This window comes from Streptomyces lavendulae subsp. lavendulae (assembly GCF_002803845.1).
Taxonomy (GTDB): domain Bacteria; phylum Actinomycetota; class Actinomycetes; order Streptomycetales; family Streptomycetaceae; genus Streptomyces; species Streptomyces lavendulae.
In genome coordinates, this window is the sequence record NZ_CP024985.1 from 6,952,363 (window position 1) to 6,969,546 (window position 17,184).

19 protein-coding genes are annotated in these 17,184 nt (G+C 72.9%); 10 read left to right on the forward strand and 9 right to left on the reverse strand.

What is annotated here, in order from left to right; all coding sequences use genetic code 11:
• The first annotated feature begins 50 nt into the window (after positions 1-50).
• Entirely contained in the window at positions 51-983 is a 933-nt protein-coding gene (locus SLAV_RS31150) for a LysR family transcriptional regulator (RefSeq protein ID WP_100661006.1), read from the forward strand.
• On the opposite strand, the gene SLAV_RS31155 is transcribed toward SLAV_RS31150, so the two are convergent.
• From SLAV_RS31155 to bioB, 4 genes are all read right to left on the reverse strand, one after another.
• Entirely contained in the window at positions 952-1,614 is a 663-nt protein-coding gene (locus SLAV_RS31155; protein WP_244225246.1) for a class I SAM-dependent methyltransferase, read from the reverse strand. The genes SLAV_RS31150 and SLAV_RS31155 overlap by 32 nt on opposite strands.
• Before the next feature lie 356 nt (positions 1,615-1,970).
• Positions 1,971-2,690, reverse strand: coding sequence for a dethiobiotin synthase (bioD, locus tag SLAV_RS31160; protein ID WP_100661007.1), 720 nt, complete (start codon positions 2,688-2,690; stop codon positions 1,971-1,973).
• Between the two features lies 1 nt (position 2,691).
• Entirely contained in the window at positions 2,692-4,026 is a 1,335-nt protein-coding gene (locus tag SLAV_RS31165; protein ID WP_100661008.1) for an adenosylmethionine--8-amino-7-oxononanoate transaminase, read from the reverse strand.
• A complete protein-coding gene (gene bioB, locus SLAV_RS31170; RefSeq protein WP_100661009.1) occupies positions 4,019-5,254 on the reverse strand; it encodes a biotin synthase BioB in 1,236 nt (411 codons plus the stop codon). Before bioB ends, SLAV_RS31165 begins: the two co-directional genes overlap by 8 nt.
• A 155-nt stretch (positions 5,255-5,409) precedes the next feature.
• Here bioB and SLAV_RS31175 point away from each other — a divergent pair, with 155 nt between their 5' ends.
• Positions 5,410-6,582: an 8-amino-7-oxononanoate synthase gene (locus SLAV_RS31175; RefSeq protein WP_100661010.1), complete on the forward strand. Its 1,173-nt coding sequence runs from the start codon at positions 5,410-5,412 to the stop codon at positions 6,580-6,582.
• A gap of 3 nt (positions 6,583-6,585) precedes the next feature.
• Here the strand turns inward: SLAV_RS31175 and SLAV_RS31180 are convergent, their stop codons facing one another.
• Together SLAV_RS31180 and SLAV_RS31185 are read right to left on the reverse strand one after the other, a co-directional pair.
• Positions 6,586-6,825 carry a DUF397 domain-containing protein gene (locus tag SLAV_RS31180; protein WP_100661011.1) on the reverse strand — a complete coding sequence of 80 codons (240 nt, stop codon included), beginning with the start codon at positions 6,823-6,825 and terminating at the stop codon, positions 6,586-6,588.
• 13 nt (positions 6,826-6,838) lie between these two features.
• A complete protein-coding gene (locus SLAV_RS31185; RefSeq protein WP_100661012.1) occupies positions 6,839-7,723 on the reverse strand; it encodes a helix-turn-helix domain-containing protein in 885 nt (294 codons plus the stop codon).
• 197 nt (positions 7,724-7,920) lie between these two features.
• On the opposite strand from SLAV_RS31185, the gene SLAV_RS31190 reads away from it, so the two are divergent.
• The 8 genes from SLAV_RS31190 (at position 7,921) to SLAV_RS31225 (ending at position 15,121) form a co-directional block, all read left to right on the forward strand.
• The gene (locus tag SLAV_RS31190) at positions 7,921-8,370 is read left to right on the forward strand and encodes an ATP-binding protein (protein WP_100661013.1); all 450 of its coding nucleotides are present in this window, start codon (positions 7,921-7,923) and stop codon (positions 8,368-8,370) included.
• A gap of 312 nt (positions 8,371-8,682) precedes the next feature.
• Entirely contained in the window at positions 8,683-8,985 is a 303-nt protein-coding gene (locus tag SLAV_RS31195; RefSeq protein ID WP_100661014.1) for an urease subunit gamma, read from the forward strand.
• 14 nt (positions 8,986-8,999) lie between these two features.
• A complete protein-coding gene (locus tag SLAV_RS31200) occupies positions 9,000-9,311 on the forward strand; it encodes an urease subunit beta (protein ID WP_100661015.1) in 312 nt (103 codons plus the stop codon).
• Positions 9,304-11,025: an urease subunit alpha gene (locus SLAV_RS31205; RefSeq protein WP_100661016.1), complete on the forward strand. Its 1,722-nt coding sequence runs from the start codon at positions 9,304-9,306 to the stop codon at positions 11,023-11,025. Before SLAV_RS31200 ends, SLAV_RS31205 begins: the two co-directional genes overlap by 8 nt.
• A 43-nt stretch (positions 11,026-11,068) precedes the next feature.
• Entirely contained in the window at positions 11,069-11,743 is a 675-nt protein-coding gene (locus SLAV_RS31210) for an urease accessory protein UreF (protein WP_100661017.1), read from the forward strand.
• A gap of 46 nt (positions 11,744-11,789) precedes the next feature.
• Positions 11,790-12,476, forward strand: coding sequence for an urease accessory protein UreG (gene ureG, locus SLAV_RS31215; protein WP_100661018.1), 687 nt, complete (start codon positions 11,790-11,792; stop codon positions 12,474-12,476).
• On the forward strand, positions 12,473-13,264 hold the full coding sequence (locus SLAV_RS31220; RefSeq protein ID WP_100661019.1) for an urease accessory protein UreD: 792 nt from the start codon (positions 12,473-12,475) through the stop codon (positions 13,262-13,264). Before ureG ends, SLAV_RS31220 begins: the two co-directional genes overlap by 4 nt.
• A 192-nt stretch (positions 13,265-13,456) precedes the next feature.
• Positions 13,457-15,121, forward strand: coding sequence for an alpha/beta hydrolase (locus SLAV_RS31225; protein ID WP_167456807.1), 1,665 nt, complete (start codon positions 13,457-13,459; stop codon positions 15,119-15,121).
• Positions 15,122-15,161: 40 nt separating this feature from the next.
• On the opposite strand, the gene SLAV_RS31230 is transcribed toward SLAV_RS31225, so the two are convergent.
• From SLAV_RS31230 to SLAV_RS31235, 3 genes are all read right to left on the reverse strand, one after another.
• Positions 15,162-15,872 (reverse strand): lysophospholipid acyltransferase family protein, encoded by a 711-nt coding sequence (locus tag SLAV_RS31230; RefSeq protein WP_100661020.1) that lies wholly within the window; start codon positions 15,870-15,872, stop codon positions 15,162-15,164.
• A gap of 65 nt (positions 15,873-15,937) precedes the next feature.
• Positions 15,938-16,096 (reverse strand): hypothetical protein, encoded by a 159-nt coding sequence (locus SLAV_RS41625; protein WP_167456808.1) that lies wholly within the window; start codon positions 16,094-16,096, stop codon positions 15,938-15,940.
• Between the two features lie 32 nt (positions 16,097-16,128).
• Positions 16,129-17,103, reverse strand: coding sequence for a cytochrome c oxidase assembly protein (locus SLAV_RS31235; RefSeq protein WP_100661021.1), 975 nt, complete (start codon positions 17,101-17,103; stop codon positions 16,129-16,131).
• Positions 17,104-17,184: the final 81 nt, after the last annotated feature.

The window sequence follows — 17,184 nt, forward strand, 5'->3', positions numbered from 1 at the left end:
TCGGCATCCCATAGTTGCCTCAGGCGTAAAAATGCAGGTCAGGAGTGGATGTGGATCTCAACTTGCTGCGGGTGCTGGACGCCTTGCTCCAGGAGAACAGCGTGACCCGCGCGGCGGAGCGGCTCGGTACCTCCCCCGCCGCGGTCAGCCGCACCCTCGCCCGGCTCCGTCGTACCGTGGGCGATCCCCTGCTGGTCCGGGCGGGCCAGGGACTGGTCCCGACCCCGCGCGCCCTGGAACTCCGCGAAGACGTACGGGCGTTGCTGCGCGGATGTGACAACGTCCTGCGCCCCGGGGCCGGCTTCGACCCCGCGCACCTCCACCGCACCTTCACCGTGCAGGCCACCGACCTGCTCCTCGTGGGGCTGGCCGGGACGCTGACCGACCGCATCCACGCGGAGGCCCCGGACGTGGACGTGGTCTTCCTGCCGGAGGCGGTGGAAGGCGGTCCCGGGCTGCGTCAGGGCTGGGTGGACGTCGAACTCGGCGTCCTCGGGCACCTGGACCCCGAGATCCTGACCCGGCCCCTCACCCGGATGCGCCTGGTCGGGGTCGCCCGCAGCGGTCACCCGCTCTTCGACCGGCGGATCGACGCCCGAAGTTTCGCCGCTGCCGAACACATCGGCATCTCCCGGCTCGGCAAGCGCGTCGGACCCATCGACGGCGCCCTCGCGGAACTGGGGCTGCGGCGCCGGACCGCGGTGATCGTGCCCAGCCACACGAGCGCGATGCTGCTCGCCCGGGACAGCGACCTCGTCGCGCTCATGCTCGCGGACTGGCTCCCCGACACGATCGCCGCGCTGGGCCTGCGGACCTTCCCCGTCCCGCTCGACCTGGCCCCGCTCGACATCGGGATGGCCTGGCACCCCCGCAACGCGGCCGACCCGGGACACCGGTGGCTCCGCGACCTGCTGGCGGACGGGTTCCCGGACCCGCCGGGGGAGCGGCCGGTCAGTCGGGGGAGCGGCGGGCCGTGCCGATGACGCAGTAGGAGGTGGGCAGGGCGGGGCCGCGTTCGGGCAGGCGGAAGGAGCGGTGCGAGACGATCCGGAAGCCGGCCGCCTCGATCGAGGCGAGCGGGTCGCGGGCGGTGTGGCAGCCGCCGAAGAGGCGGGGCCACACGGTCCGGTCGAGCGTCCGCTGGACGGCGGCCATACCGGGACCGGGGGCCAGTCCGTGCTCCAGGAACCGCAGCTCCGCTCCGGGCCGCAGCACCCGGTGCAGTTCGGCGAGGGCGCGGGGGAGGTTGCGTACGGTGCACAGCACCAGGGAGGCCACGGCGGCGTCGAAAGCCTCGCTCTTCACCGGAAGGGCCTCCGCGAGCCCCGGTACGAGGTCGACCGGCACCTCGGCGCGCAGCGCCGCGGCGGCCGCGAGGCGGCGCAGGGTGCGCTCCGGTTCGACGGCGACGACCTCGGAGACGGCGCGGGGGTAGTGCGCGAAGTTCAGGCCGTTGCCCGCGCCTATCTCGATGACGCGGCCGGAGACCCCGTGCAGGAGCTCCCGGCGCAGGACGCCCATGCCCATGCGGGTCTCGGCGGCGGTGCTGGCGCGGGCGTAGAACCGGGCGAAGTGCGGGTGGTGGACCGGATCGGGGGGAGGTGCGGGCGGCACGGCGGACCTCCTGGCGCGGTTCGGGGGTGGACACGGGCGCGCGTGCCCTGCCGGGCAGATTCCCCGTCCCGGCGCGCGGTGAAACCGGAATGTCGCAAACCGCTGGGGGTGGCCGGATGGTGGGGGGCAGGGCACGCCTGCCGGGCAGCGCACTTGGGGGCGGTGCCCGCGGGGAAGGGGAGACCGCGTGACCACCCGCACGACCCGCGTCCCGCTCACGGCCGCCGGATCGCCGGCCGCCGTCGTGCTGCTGCTCACCGGCTGCGGCGCGGCTCCGGCGGAGCGCCCGAAAGCGGCTGCCCCGCCCGGCCCCGAGGCGGCAACTCGCTGCGCCGGGGCCGGGTCGAGGCCAGGTCTCAGGCCTGCCAGTCCGCCAGGAAGGACTCCGCCGACCACGTGCCGTGCAGGCGGGGAGCCAGCCAGCCGGGTGCGGCCGTACGGAACGCGGCGGGTTCCAGGGCGCCGGACCCCTCCGGGACGGCCCCCAGCAGCGGGATCCCCGACACGTCGGGCAGGTCGGCGAGGTTGCAGCGGGCCGCCAGGTCGGGCGTGGCGGGCCAGCTGCCGACCACCACCCCGAACGGGCTCAGGTCCCGGGCGCGCAGGGCCTCCGCCGTCAGGGCGGTGGAGTTCAGCGTGCCGAGTCCGGCCGGAGCGACGACCAGCACCGGGGCCGCGAGCAGCCGCGCCGCGTCGGCCAGGGTGTGGCCCTTCTCGTCGAAGCGCACGAGCAGCCCGCCCGCGCCCTCCACGAGGACCAGGTCGTGGTCGGCGGCCAGCCGCGAGGCCGCCTCCGCGATGGCGGCGGGGGCGAGCGTCGCCAGCCCGGAGCGCCGCGCGGCGGTGTCCGGCGCCAGCGGCTCGGGATAGCGGACCAGCTCCAGCGTGGTGACGGACGGGCCGGCCAGACGGGCGGCCTCGGCGGCGTCCCCCGGCTCCCCGGGACCGACCCCGGTCTGCGCCGGCTTGAGGACCGCGACCGAACGCCCGGCGGCCACGGCGGCCGCCGCGATCGCCGAGGTGACCACGGTCTTGCCGATTTCCGTGCCCGTTCCGGACACGACGAGTACGGGCATGTCAGCCTTCCTGGGCGGCCGCGAGGACGGCCCGGCAGATCCGTGCGACATCGCCGTCGCCGGTGACGAAGGGGGGCATCACGTAGATCAGGTCGCGGAACGGCCGCAGCCAGACGCCCTCCCGGACGGCCGCCCGCGTCGCGGCCCACACGTCGACGTCGTGGTCGAGCTGGACCACGCCGATCGCGCCCAGCACCCGCACGTCCCGGACCCCCGGGAGCGCGCGCGCCCCGTCGAGCCCTTCGCGCAGGCCCGCTTCGATCCGCTTGACCTCGCTCGTCCAGTCCTGCCCGAGCAGCAGCTCGACGGAGGCGAGCGCCACCGCCGTGGCGAGGGGGTTGCCCATGAAGGTCGGACCGTGCGCGAGCACGGGGACCTCGCCGCGGGAGATGCCGTCGGCGACCCGCTCGGTGCACAGGGTGGCCGCGAGGGTGAGGTAGCCGCCGGTCAGCGACTTGCCGAGGCACATCACGTCCGGGGTGATCCCCGCGTGGTCGGCCGCGAACAGCGCGCCGGTGCGCCCGAACCCGGTGGCGATCTCGTCCAGGATCAGCAGGACCCCGTACTCGTCGCACAGTTCGCGCAGCACCCGCAGGTAGTCCGGGTTGTGGAAGCGCATGCCGCCCGCGCCCTGCACCACCGGCTCGACGATCACCGCGGCCAGCTCGTCCGCGTGGGCGGCGACCAAGGCGCGCAGGTGCTCGGCGTACGCCGGGTCCACGGGGCTGTCGAAGTCCCCGGGCGGGGCGTCGGCGAAGACCTGCCGGGGCAGGTGGCCCTGCCACAGGTCGTGCATGCCGCCGTCGGGGTCGCAGACGGCCATCGGCTGCCAGGTGTCCCCGTGGTAGCCGCCGCGCCAGGTCAGCAGCCGGGTCTTGCCGGTGCGGCCGAGCGAACGCCAGTACTGCAGGCACATCTTGACGGCGACCTCGACGGACACGGAGCCCGAGTCGGCGAGGAAGACGTGCTCCAGTCCCGGCGGGGTGATCTCGACGAGCTTCGTCGCCAGCCGGACGGCGGGCTCGTGGGTGAGCCCGCCGAACATCACGTGCGACATGCGGCCCAGCTGCGCGGTCGCGGCCTCGTTCAGCACCGGGTGGTTGTAGCCGTGGATCGCCGACCACCAGGAGGACATGCCGTCGACCAGCTCCTCCTGCCCCTGCGCGGGGGAGGCGAGCCGCAGTCTGACCCCCGAGGCGGAGGAGACCACGAGGGCCTCCTGCCGCCCGGGCATCGGACCGTACGGGTGCCAGACGTGCCGGCGGTCCAGTTCGAGCAACCGCGCCGTGTCCGACGCCCGGTCGAGCGGGTCGTGCAGGGGGTACGGGTTACGCATTGGGGGCGAGGTCCGTTCCCGCGCCGCGGCGGCGCACCGCCACCAGGTCCGGGCGCACCTCGCCGGCCTCGGCCTGGACGGGCGCGGGGGCCTCCTCGGCGTGACCGGAGCAGCCGCCGCACGCGGAACCGCAGCCCGCCTCGACGGAATCACCCTGTCCGCCCGAACCGCAGACCGACGCGCCGCCCGCGTGAGAGCCGCAGCCCCCGCCGGCGGCGACCTCGGAGCGGTGCGCGGGCAGGGTCGTCGTACCGGTGCCCTCCACCTCGAAACCGGCGTCCGCGATCATGTCGAGGTCGGCCTGGCCGGCCTGGCCCTCGCTGGTGAGGTAGTCACCGAGGAAGATCGAGTTGGCGATGTTCAGCGCGAGCGGCTGCATCGAGCGCAGGTGCACCTCGCGGCCGCCCGCGATGCGGACCTCCACGTCGGGGCAGACGAACCGGACCATCGCCAGGATCCGCAGGCAGCGCTGCGGGGTGAGGTTCCACTCCTTGGCCAGCGGGGTGCCCTCGAAGGGGATCAGGAAGTTGACCGGCACCGAGTCCGAGTCGAGCTCGCGCAGCGAGTAGACGACGTCGACCAGGTCCTCGTCGCTCTCGCCCATGCCGGCGATCAGACCCGAGCAGGCCGACAGGCCCGCCGCGTGCGCCTTCTGGACGGTGTCGACCCGGTCCGCGTAGGTGTGCGTCTTGGTGATCGCGCCGTACGTGGCCTCGGAGGTGTTGAGGTTGTGGTTGTAGGCATCCGCACCCGCGTCGCGCAGCTTCTCGGCCTGCCCGTCGGCGAGCAGACCCAGACAGGCGCACACCTCGACGCCCTCGTTCTGCTCCTTGATGGCCGCGATGGTCTTGCCGACCCGCTCCACGTCCCGGTCCGTCGGACCGCGTCCGCTGGCCACCAGGCAGACCCGCTTGGCGCCGCCGGCGACACCCGCGGCGGCCGCCTGGGAGGCCTCCTCGGGCTTCAGCCACGTGTACTTGAGGATCTCGGCCTTCGAGCCGAGCCGCTGCGAGCAGTACGAGCAGTCCTCGGGGCAGAGGCCCGACTTCAGGTTGACCAGGTAATTCAGCTTGACACGGCGCCCGAACCACTGGCGGCGCACCTTGCCGGCAGCGGCCACCACGTCGAGCAGTTCGTCGTCGGAGGTCGCCAGTACGGCGAGCGCCTCTTCGCGGGTCGGCAGCTCGCGCCGCAGTCCCTTTTCCACCAGGGTGTTCAGCAGGTCCATGGGCCCGATCCTGGACCACGCGAGCACTCCCGGCCAAGGAGAGAACGGACAACATGGCCGGAAGGGAGTGTGTGGATCGCCACACCAGTCCCACGGGCCCCGGCGGCTAGGGTCGAGCAGATCTGTCGACTGCCGACAAAACACGAGGACCGCCGATGACGCAGCACACCCCGCAACCCGAGGACGTCTTCGCCTGGATCGACGCCGCGGAGCGGGCCCGAGAGCAGGCGGGGCTGGTACGGACGCTGCGCCCGAGGCCCGCCTCCTCGCCGCTGCTGGACCTGGCGAGCAACGACTACCTGGGGCTGTCCCGGCATCCCGAGACCGTGCGGGGCGCGTGCGCGGCCGCCGAGCGCTGGGGCGCGGGGGCCACCGGATCCCGCCTGGTCACGGGGACGACGGAGCTGCACACCGAACTCGAACGGGAACTCGCCGATTTCGCCGGTTTCGAGGCGGCCCTGGTGCTTTCGTCCGGATATGCGGCCAACCTCGCCGCCGTGACGGCCCTCGGAGGCCGGGGCACGCTGGTGGTCTCCGACGCCGGGAACCACGCGTCGATCGTCGACGGCTGCCGGCTCTCGCGCGCCGAGGTCGCGGTCACCCCGCACGGCGATCCGGAATCCGTCCGCAAGACCCTCGCCGGCCACGCGGGACGCGCCCTGCTGGTGACCGACTCGGTCTTCTCGGTGGACGGGGACGCGGCCCCGCTCGCGGCCTACGCCGAGGCCTGCCGGGACGCGGGCGCCGCCCTGGTCGTGGACGACGCGCATGGTCTGGGGGTGCTGGGCGAGGGGGGCCGGGGCGCCCTGCACGCCGCGGGGCTGGCGGGCGCGCCGGGGGTGATCGCGACGATGACCCTCTCGAAGTCGCTGGGCAGTCAGGGCGGGGCGGTGCTGGGCCCGGCCAAGGTCATCCGGCACCTGGTCAACACCGCGCGCGCCTTCATCTTCGACACCGGGCTGGCTCCGGCCGCCGCGGGCGCCGCACTGGCGAGCCTGCGCCTGCTCCGGCGCGAACCGGAGCGCGCGGCCCGGGTCCGGGAGGTGGCCGCCGATCTGTACGGGCGGCTCACCGCGTCCGGCCTGACCGCGGCCCGGCCGGACGCGGCCGTGGTGTCGGTGCGGGCCCCGTCGGCCTCGGCGGCACTGCGCTGGGCCGCCGACTGCCGCGAGGCAGGTCTGTCCGTGGGGTGCTTCCGTCCGCCGTCGGTGCCGGACGGCATTTCCCGGCTGCGGCTGACCGCTCGGGCCGATCTCACGGGGGACGAGATCGTCCGGGCTGTCGGTACGGTCCTGCGGACCGCTCCGGCCGGAGCCACGGACCGATAGGCGTCAGCGGCCCGGTGCGACCGGGTGGTGCAGGTCCGCCCGTACCGAGGCGAGGAAGCCGTCCCAGGCCGGCCCGGTGAAGAGCACGGCCGGGCCGTCCGTCCGCTTGGAGTCGCGGACGGCCAGCAGACCGCCGGTGAGGGCGGCCGCTTCCACGCAGTTGTTCATTCCGGTGCTGCGGCTGCTCCGCCGCCACCGCGCGCTGTTCAGAAGTCCGCTGGTGGATAAGGGGGTTGCGGACACGGGGGGTGCCTCCTTACGCGTCGTCAGCGAGTGAGCTGATGAGATCCGACGAGTCACGGGGCGGGAGGGCGTGCGCCTGGATGGTGCGGAACGCGGCGCCGTAGGCCTCAAGGTCTTCCTTCCGCTCCAGATAGAGGCTACTCGTCAAATGGTCGAGTACCACCACATCCAGATCGGCGATGTTCGGAAATGAGAAAATGACGAACGGGCCCGTCAGGCCGAGATGACCCCCCACCGTGAACGGCAGTACCTGTAGCCGCACTTGGGGCAGCCGGGCCACCTCCACCAGATGCCTCAGCTGCTCCCGCATCACCCCCGGCCCTCCGATCTGCCGCCGCAGCACCGCCTCGTCCAGGACGGCGCTCAGCTCCAGGGGCGGGTCCGACCGCAGCACGGCCTGCCGGGCCAGCCGTACGTCGACCAGCGCGTCCACCTTCGGCTCCGGCAGCCCGCCCAGCGCGGCCCGGGTCACGGCCCGCGCGTATTCCGGGGTCTGCAACAGGCCCGGCACGACGGAGAGTTCCACCGTCCGCGCCGCGCGGGCCCCCGCCTCCAGGCTGATGAAGTCGCGGTACTCCTGCGGGAGCAGGCCCCGGTAGTCGTGCCACCACTGCCGCCCGCGCGCGGCGTCGCCGTGGGCCGCGGGGCCGGCCGCCGAGGCGCCCAGGGCCTCCAGCAGGGCGCGCTGCTGCGGACTCACCACCTCCCCGTAGGCGTCGAGCAGCAGCCTGATGTCCGCCGACTTCACGCCGCTGCGGCCCGTCTCGATGCGGCTGACTTTCGACTGGTGCCATCCGACGATCCGGGCGACCTCACCACTGGTGAGCCCGGAGCGGTCACGGAGGGCGCGCAGCTCCTCGCCGAGCTTGCGCCGACGCACCGCGGGACCGTGCTGCATACCCGCTCTCCTTCCACCGGCGCGGCTCGCACCGGTCTGCCGTCCAAATACGCTCTTCCGTAGCAGAGTTCACCGCATTGAGCGACAGATATATGCATATCTTGGGGGATCGGCGGAAACGGCGGCACGATGGGTGGCACTCTGGCGCTCAGCGTAGATCCGGGGCGGTTCCGTCCCGGTGGGAAAGGGACGTCGCCATGGCAGATCAGCTGGAAGCATCCGTCACTCTGCCGAGCGATCCGGTCTCGGTCGCCGCCGCCCGCCGGTACGTCGCGCAGGTGCTCGGCGAATGGGGGCTTCCCGAGGACGCGGAGACCGCCGACACCGTCCGGCTGATCGTCTCGGAGCTCGCGACCAACTCGGTCCAGCACACCTTCGGCCAGTCCCCGACCTTCACCGTCGACCTCCGCCTGGAGCGCGAGGAGTGGCTGCGCGTCGGCGTCACCGACAGCCACCCGCGCTGGCCCCGGAGGCTCCCCGCGGCCGTGCAGCAGGACAACGGCCGCGGGATGGTCATCATCCGCTGGCTCGCGGCGGAGGCGGGCGGCAGGCTCTCGGTCAGCCCGACCGCGGACGGGGGCAAGACCGTGTGGATCGCCCTCCCCTGGCCGGCCGGAGCCCCCGCGCGGACCGCCCGCGGCTGCTGAGCCCGGCCCCTTCCCGGCCCGCCGTCGTATACGGCGGCCGCGCCGCCGCGGGCCCGGACAGGTGAACCGGGAGCCTTCCCGAAACGTGGGTTAACTCGGCGGAAAAGTGCGGGCCCTAACGTGAGGGGCCGGGCTCCTCCGCCAACGATCAGCCATGGGCCGGTAAAGGGCCGGTGATCGGTACGGAAAGCCTCTCCCTGCGTTGGGCAAGACATGCTTGGCATGGATATGCACAGGTCAACAGAGTGTTGAAGGCCGGTACGGTCACTGCGGCGCGATGTTGATCATGTCCCGGAAGCTTGGTGATATCAGGTGCAATTGACACCGCACGAACAAGAAAGACTCATGATCCACGTGGCGGCGGACGTGGCCGAGAAGCGCAGGTCGCGGGGGGTCCTGCTGAACCACCCCGAAGCCGTCGCGCTCATCACCTCGCACATCCTCGAAGGCGCCCGTGACGGGCGGACCGTGGCCGAGCTGATGGCCTCCGGCCGCACCGTGCTCACCCGCGCCCAGGTCATGGAGGGCATCCCCGAGATGATCCACGACGTCCAGGTCGAGGCCACGTTCCCGGACGGCACCAAGCTCGTCACCGTCCACGACCCCATCGTCTGAACGGGAGCGACCAGATGATCCCCGGCGAAATCGCCTTCGGGGACGGTCCGGTGCGCCTCAACGAGGGCCGCCCCGTCACCCGCCTCACCGTGCTCAACTCCGCCGACCGGCCCGTCCAGGTCGGCTCCCACTACCACTTCGCCGAGGCCAACCCCGGCCTCGACTTCGACCGCCGGGCGGCCCGCGGCCTGCGCCTGAACATCGCCGCCGGGACCGCCGTCCGCTTCGAGCCCGGCATCCCCGTCGCCGTCGAGCTCGTCCCGCTGGGCGGGCTGCGCACCGTACCGGGACTGCGCGGGGAGACCGGAGGGCCGCTCGATGGCTGAGATCTCGCGCCGGCAGTACGCCGACCTGTTCGGACCGACGAAGGGCGACCGGATCCGGCTCGCCGACACCGACCTCTTCGTCGAGATCGAGCAGGACCTCAGCGGCGGACCCGGGAACTCCGGTGACGAGGCCGTCTTCGGCGGTGGCAAGGTCATCCGCGAATCCATGGGACAGGCCCGCACGACCCGCGCCGAAGGCGCCCCCGACACGGTGATCACCGGTGTCGTGATCCTCGACCACTGGGGGATCGTCAAGGCCGACGTCGGCATCCGCGACGGCCGGATCTGCGGCATCGGCAAGGCGGGCAACCCCGACACCATGGACGGGGTGGAGCCGGCGCTCGTCATCGGCCCCGAGACCGAGATCATCGCCGGCAACGGGAAGATCGTCACCGCGGGCGCCATCGACACCCACATCCACTTCATCTCGCCGACCGTGATCGACGAGGCCCTCGCCTCCGGCATCACCACCCTCGTCGGCGGCGGCACCGGCCCGGCGGAGGGCTCCAAGGCCACCACCGTCACCCCCGGCCCCTGGCACCTGGCCCGCATGTTCGCGGCCCTGGAGGCCTACCCGGTCAACATCGGCCTGCTCGGCAAGGGCAACACCATGTCCCGCGAGGGCATGCACTCCCAGCTGCGCGGCGGCGCCCTCGGCTTCAAGATCCACGAGGACTGGGGGGCCACCCCCGCCGTCATCGACGCCTGCCTGAGCGTCGCCGACGAGACCGGTGCCCAGGTCGCCATCCACACCGACACCCTCAACGAGGCCGGGTTCGTGGGCGACACCCTCGCGGCCATCGCCGGGCGGACGATCCACTCGTACCACACCGAGGGTGCGGGCGGCGGGCACGCGCCCGACATCATCACCGTGGTCTCCGAGCCGAACATCCTGCCCAGCTCGACCAACCCGACCCGGCCGCACACCGTCAACACCGTCGAGGAACACCTCGACATGCTGATGGTCTGCCACCACCTCAACCCGGCCGTCCCCGAGGACCTCGCCTTCGCCGAGTCCCGGATCCGGCCCTCCACCATCGCCGCCGAGGACGTGCTCCACGACCTCGGAGCCATCTCCATCATCTCCTCCGACTCCCAGGCCATGGGCCGGGTCGGCGAGGTCGTGATGCGGACCTGGCAGACCGCGCACGTGATGAAGAAGCGGCGCGGCTTCCTGCCCGGCGACGGCCCCGCCGACAACCAGCGGGCCCGCCGCTACGTCGCCAAGTACACGATCAACCCCGCCGTGGCCCAGGGCCTCTCCCGCGAGGTCGGATCGGTGGAGGTGGGCAAGCTCGCCGACCTGGTGCTGTGGACGCCGGCCTTCTTCGGCGTCAAGCCCGAGGTGGTCGTCAAGGGCGGCCAGATCGCCTACGCGCAGATGGGCGACGCCAACGCCTCCATCCCCACCCCGCAGCCGATCCTGCCCCGGCCCATGTTCGGCAGCATCGGCAGGGCACCCGCGCTGAACTCGCTCAACTTCACCGCGCAGGCCGCGCTCGACAACGGGCTGCCCGAACGGCTGGGTCTCGGCAAGCAGTTCACGGCGATCGAGAACACGCGCAAGGTGGGCAAGGCGGACATGCGCAACAACGACGCCATGCCGCGGGTCGAGGTCGACGCCGACACCTTCACCGTCACCATCGACGGGGAGGCCGTGGAACCGGCGCCCGCGACGGAACTGCCCATGGCACAGAGATACTTCCTCTTCTGATGCGGCCCACCCCGATGCGGCCCACCCTGACGGAGCCCGGCCGATGAGCCTCGCCACGCTGCTCGTGCTCGCGGACGGCCGCTTCCCCGCCGGAGGCCACGCGCACTCCGGCGGGGCGGAGGCCGCCTGCAAGGCGGGCCGGATCCACGACGCCGCGACCCTGGCCGACTTCTGCCGGGGCCGCCTCCACACCGCCGGGGTCACCGCCGCCGCCCTCGCGGCGGCGGCGGCCCTCGGCCTCGACCCGGTGGAGCTCGACGCCGCCGCCGACGCCCGTACGCCCTCGCCCGCCCTGCGCGCCGCCGCGCGCCGCCTGGGCCGCCAGCTCATGCGGGCCGCCCGCGCCACCTGGCCCGACCCCGGGCTCGACGCGCTGGCCGCGGCCTTCCCGCGCGGGGCGCACCAGCCCGTGGTGCTCGGGACCGCCGCCCGGGCGGCCGGGCTCGGGGCGCTCGACGCCGCCCACGTGGCGGCGTACGAGAGCGTCAGCGGCCCGGCGACCGCGACGGTCCGGCTGCTCGGCCTGGACCCGTTCGAGGCGAGCGGGGTGCTGGCGCGGCTGGCACCCGAGCTCGACGGCGTGGCCGCCGGGGCCGCCGAGGCCGCCCTGCTGGCCCGCACCGAGGGTCCGGACGCGTTGCCCGCCCCCTCCTCGCCCCTGCTGGAGATCGCGGCGCAGGTCCACGCCGACTGGCCGGTCCGCCTCTTCGCCTCCTGAGCGGACCGGGCCCCGGCCACCCACACCACTTGCCAAGGAGAATCCCGTGCACCTCGACCACGACGTGACCTACCCCCAGCGCCACACCCACAGCGCGGACCCGCACCGCGCCGACGGCACGCGCCGCGCCCTGCGCATCGGACTCGGCGGACCCGTCGGCTCGGGCAAGACCGCGACCGTCGCGGCGCTCTGCCGGGCCCTGCGCGCCGAACTGTCCATGGCCGTCGTCACCAACGACATCTACACCCGTGAGGACGCCGAGTTCCTGCTCCGCGAGGCGGTCCTGCCGCCCGAGCGGATCAGTGCCGTCGAGACCGGGGCCTGCCCGCACACCGCCATCCGCGACGACATCTCCGCGAACCTGGAGGCCGTCGAGGAGCTGGAGGACAGCGTGGGACCCCTCGACCTGATCCTCGTCGAGTCCGGCGGCGACAACCTCACCGCCACCTTCTCCCGCGGGCTGGTCGACGCCCAGATCTTCGTCATCGACGTGGCCGGCGGCGACGACATCCCGCGCAAGGGCGGCCCCGGCGTCACCACCGCCGACCTGCTGGTCGTCAACAAGACCGACCTCGCCCCGCACGTCGGCTCCGACCTGGAGCGGATGGCCCGCGACGCGGCCGCCCAGCGCGGGGAACTGCCCGTCGCCTTCCAGTCCCTGCGCGGCGGCGAGGGAGTGGCCCCGGTGGCCGCCTGGGTGCGCGAGCGGATCGCCGCCTGGGTCGTACGGTGACCCCCGCGGCCCCCGCCACCACCCCGGCGCCCCCGGCCGGACTGCGGGCCACCGCCCGGATCGGCGCCGTCCGTGACGGGCGCGGCGGCACCGCCCTGCCCCTGCTGGCCGGGGAGGGGCCGCTGGCCCTGCGCCGCACCCGGGACGAGGGCGCCGAGGCCGGGGTGATGCTGGTCGGCGCGATGAGCGCCCCCCTCGGCGGCGACCACCTCACGGTGGAGGCCGACGCGGGGCCGGGCGCCCGGCTCGCGATGCGCTCGGCGGCCGCCACCCTGGCCCTGCCCGGCCGGGGCGGCGAGCCCGCACGGTACGACGTACGCCTCTCGCTCGCCGAGGACGCGCAGGTGCGCTGGCTCCCGGAGCAGCTGGTCTCCGTGCGCGGCAGCGACCTGCGCGTGCGCACCCGGGCCGAACTGGCCCCCACCGCCCGGCTGATGCTCCGTGAGGAACAGGTGCTGGGGCGTACCGGCGAGGCCCCCGGCACGCTGCGCGCCCGGCTCACGGTCATCCGGGGCGGCCGCCCCCTGCTGGACCAGGAACTGTCCTGCGGCCCCGGCGCCCCCGGCGGCTGGGACGGCCCGGCGGGGATCGCGGGCCACCGGGCGCTCGGTCAGCTGCTGGTGGTGGACCCGCGGTTCGACGCGGACCCGCCCGCCGCGCGGGTGCTCGGGGAGTTCGCGGCGGTCACCCCGCTGGCGGGTCCCGCCGTGCTCGTGACGGCCCTGGCCCCGGACGCGCTGCGGCTGCGCGAGCTGCTGGACGAGGCGGCGCGCGCGTACGGGTGGTGACGGGCGGTCACGTCGGGGCGAAAGGGACACCGCTCAGCGGTACACCCGTTTCCGGTTATCGGGTTGGCAAAGAACTCGACCTTGCTCTGTTGTTGGGTATCGGTCAGGCGAAAGGATCCCCCTGCACGCCGACGACCGAACTCGACCGAATCCGGCCGCCCACGGCGGCACATGAGCAGGGGGAACAACCACGTGATACGTACTGCGGCGCTGGGGAGCGCTGCCACTCTGATCACCGGCGCACTTGCGGCAGGCCTGCTGCTCGCGCCGTCCGCCTCGGCGGCTTCGGCCGGCCGGGACAACGGGGCCGCGGAAGCGGTCGGCGCCCAGATCGCCGCCGCCCGCGCCGCGCGCGCCGGCATCGACTGGAAGGACTGTCCTGCCGACTGGGGCTTCGCGAAGCCGGTCCAGTGCGGCTGGGTGAAGGTCCCGCTCGACTACACCAAGCCCTTCGGCAAGACCATCGACCTCGCGGTCGACCGCGCCGTGAGCACCGGTACCAAGGAGGAGCGCCAGGGCGCGCTCGTCTACAACCCGGGCGGCCCGGGCGGCTCCGGCATGCGCTTCCCGCTCCGGATCACCAACAAGAGCCCGCTGTGGGTCAACACCTCGAAGGCCTACGACTTCGTGGGCTTCGACCCCCGCGGCGTCGGCCACTCCGCGCCGATCTCCTGCATCGACCCGCAGGAGTTCGTCAAGGCCCCCAAGGCCGACCCGGTCCCCTCCAACGAGGCCGACAAGCGCGCCCAGCGCAAGCTCGCCGCCGAGTACGCGGACGGCTGCAAGGAGCGCAGCGGCGAGATGCTGCCGCACATGACCACCACCAACACCGCGCGCGACCTGGACGTGATCCGGGCCGCCCTCGGTGAGCAGAAGCTGAACTACCTCGGCGTCTCCTACGGCACCTACCTGGGCGGGGTCTACGCGACCCTCTTCCCGTCCCACGTGCGCCGCATGATCGTCGACAGCGTGGTCAACCCCAAGCAGGACAACATCTGGTACCAGGCCAACCTGGAGCAGGACGTCGCCTTCCAGATGCGCTGGAACGACTGGGAGGACTGGGTCGCCAAGAACGACGCCTCCTTCCACCTCGGTGACACCCGCGCCAAGGTCGAGGCCAAGTGGCTGGAGCTGCGCGGCAAGGCCAAGGCCAACCCGCTCGGCGGCGTGGCCGGTCCGAACGAGCTGCTCGGCTTCTTCCAGAAGGCGCCGTACTACGACTCCTCCTGGGTGCCGGTCGCGCAGGCGTTCAGCGCCTGGGCCGCCGGTGACGAGAAGCCGCTGATCGACGCCGTCGCCCCCGACATGTCCGACACCGCGGGCAACATCTCCGCGGAGAACGGCAACGCCGTCTACACCGCGGTCGAGTGCGCCGACGCCAAGTGGCCGACCAGCTGGGCCAAGTGGGACCGCGACAACACCGCGCTCCACAAGAAGTACCCGTTCCTGACCTGGTCGAACGCCTGGATGAACCTGCCCTGCGCGACCTGGAAGTCCAAGCAGAGCACCCCGATCGAGGTCGGTGCCAAGCGCGGCATCGCGCCGGTCCTGATCGTCCAGTCCGAGCGTGACGCGGCCACCCCGTACGAGGGTGGTGTCGAGCTGCACCGCCGCCTGGCCGGTTCGCGCCTGATCACCGAGCAGAACGCCGGCTCGCACGGTGTGACCAGCCTGGTCAACCCCTGCATCAACACCCGCGTGGACGCCTACCTGCTCACCGGCAAGGTCGACGCGCAGGACGTCAAGTGCGGTCCGCACGCCACCCCGGTGGCGCCGGCCCCGGCCGCCGCCAAGTCGCTCGCCCAGGCCCCGGCCGACGCGCTCGTGGCGCGTGAGGAGCTCCCGGCCGTCCGTTGAGGACCCGGTGAAGTGACGGAGAAGTGACCAGGGAGAAGGCTCAGCGCGGTCCGCGCCGGGCCTTCTTCCGCTTCTCCTCCTCCTCGGCCTTGACCTCGGCGGCGTACCGGTCCACGTACTCCTGGCCCGAGAGGCCCAGGATCGCGTACATGATCTCGTCCGTGACGGCGCGCAGGACGGCCCGCTCCCGCTCCATGCCCGCGTAGCGGGAGAACTCCATCGGGGCGCCGAAGCGGATCGTCACCCGCCGGATCTTCGGGATCCTCCGTCCGGGCGGCTGGATCTCGAAGGTGCCGACCATCGCGCACGGCACCACCGGCACCCCGGCGCCGAGCGCCATCGCCGCCACCCCGACCTTGCCCTTGTAGAGCCGCCCGTCGTGCGAGCGCGTGCCCTCCGGGTAGATCCCGAGCAGCTCGCCCCGGGCGAGCACCCCGAGCCCCTCGCGCAGGGCCGCCTGACCGGCGTCCTTGCCGGAGCGGTCCACCGGGATCTGGCCGGCGCTGCGGAAGAACGCGGCGGTCAGCCTGCCCTTGAGGCCCGGCCCGGTGAAGTACTCGGCCTTCGCCAGGAAGGTGATCCTGCGCTTCAGGATCGCGGGCATCAGGAAATGGTCGGAGAAGGACAGGTGGTTGCCCGCGACGATCGCCGCCCCCTCCGCGGGGATGTTCTCCAGCCCCTCGATCCGCGGCCGGAACAGCATCCGCAGCAGCGGTCCGAGCAGCACGTGCTTGAGCAAGTGGTAGAACACCCGGTGCTTCCCTTCGCCCGACGGTCGCCCCGCGGCCGGCCGGGAGCGAGGCGTACGCGGCCCGCTCAGGCGCTGCCGGCGGCGGCCATCCCCAGGGTCAGCAGGCCCAGCACCACCCAGCCGAACCACAGCCAGCCGTTGCTGCCGAGCGCCACGGAGTACGCGGAGACGGCCACCAGGGCGGCGAAGGTCGTCACCGCCATCGCCTTAACGGATCCGGTCATGCCCCATGGTGGCGCCTGGGACGGCCCGAGCGCTACTGGCCGCGCCCTTGGAGCGAGGCGAGGTACGCGTTGTACGCCTCCAGCTCCTGGTCGCCGTTGCGCTCCTCGGCCCGGTCCGAGCGCTTCGCCGCCCGCTGCTCCGAGTGGTACCACTGGTAGACCAGCGCGATCAGCACCAGCACCGAGGGGATCTCGCTGAACGCCCAGGCGATGCCGCCGCCCCACTGCTGGTCGAGCAGGGCGTCGACGCCGAGGGAGGCCGGCGGGTTCCGGTACGTCCCGATCATCGGCTCGCTCGCCATCATCAGGGCGATCCCGAAGAAGGCGTGGAAGGGCATGCCCGCGAAGAGCTCCAGCATCCGCATCACGTAGCCGGGGCGGTGCGGGCCCGGGTCCACGCCCATGATCGGCCAGAAGAAGATCAGGCCGACCGCGAGGAAGTGGACCATCATCGCGATGTGGCCGGTTTTCGACTCCATCAGGAAGTCGAAGAGCGGGGTGAAGTACAGGCCGTAGAGGCTGGCGATGAACATCGGGATGGTGAAGGCCGGGTGCGTGACGATCCGCATGTACCGGCTGTGCAGCAGCATCAGGAGCAGCTCGCGCGGGCCCTTGGTGCCGCGGGCGGCGGGCGGCAGCGCGCGCAGCGCCAGCGTGACCGGCGCGCCCAGCAGCAGCAGGATCGGGCTGATCATGCTGATCACCATGTGCTGGACCATGTGGACGCTGAACATGACCATGCCGTAGTCGTTCAGCTTGGTGCACATCACCAGCGCCACGCTCAGCACGCCCGTCACGAAGCCGATCGTCCGGCCCACCGGCCAGGCGTCCCCGCGCCGGCGCAGGCGCAGCACGCCCCACCCGTACAGGGCGAGCCCGATCAGGGAGCCGAACAGGAAGAAGGCGTCGAAGGAGAACTCCAGCCCCCGCCCCAGGGTGAACGGCGGCAGGTCCATGTTCATGTCCATATCCATGTCCATGCTCATGCCGTGACCGCTGTGATCCATCTGTTCACTCCCTTGACTGTGGCGCTCCACCACAGTAGTGCCGCCCCCGGACGCGATCGCGTCCGGGGGCGGCACTCAGCA

Excerpts from the sequence above, each read along its gene's own strand:
- bioD (WP_100661007.1), bottom strand. The coding sequence starts at position 2,690 with ATGCCCGTACTCGTCGTGTCCGGAACGGGCACGGAAATCGGCAAGACC.
- SLAV_RS31165 (WP_100661008.1), bottom strand. The coding sequence starts at position 4,026 with ATGCGTAACCCGTACCCCCTGCACGACCCGCTCGACCGGGCGTCGGAC.
- bioB (WP_100661009.1), bottom strand. The coding sequence starts at position 5,254 with ATGGACCTGCTGAACACCCTGGTGGAAAAGGGACTGCGGCGCGAGCTG.
- SLAV_RS31175 (WP_100661010.1), top strand. The coding sequence starts at position 5,410 with ATGACGCAGCACACCCCGCAACCCGAGGACGTCTTCGCCTGGATCGAC.
- SLAV_RS31185 (WP_100661012.1), bottom strand. The coding sequence starts at position 7,723 with ATGCAGCACGGTCCCGCGGTGCGTCGGCGCAAGCTCGGCGAGGAGCTG.
- SLAV_RS31190 (WP_100661013.1), top strand. The coding sequence starts at position 7,921 with ATGGCAGATCAGCTGGAAGCATCCGTCACTCTGCCGAGCGATCCGGTC.
- SLAV_RS31200 (WP_100661015.1), top strand. The coding sequence starts at position 9,000 with ATGATCCCCGGCGAAATCGCCTTCGGGGACGGTCCGGTGCGCCTCAAC.
- SLAV_RS31205 (WP_100661016.1), top strand. The coding sequence starts at position 9,304 with ATGGCTGAGATCTCGCGCCGGCAGTACGCCGACCTGTTCGGACCGACG.
- SLAV_RS31210 (WP_100661017.1), top strand. The coding sequence starts at position 11,069 with ATGAGCCTCGCCACGCTGCTCGTGCTCGCGGACGGCCGCTTCCCCGCC.
- SLAV_RS41625 (WP_167456808.1), bottom strand. The coding sequence starts at position 16,096 with ATGACCGGATCCGTTAAGGCGATGGCGGTGACGACCTTCGCCGCCCTG.
- SLAV_RS31235 (WP_100661021.1), bottom strand. The coding sequence starts at position 17,103 with ATGGATCACAGCGGTCACGGCATGAGCATGGACATGGATATGGACATG.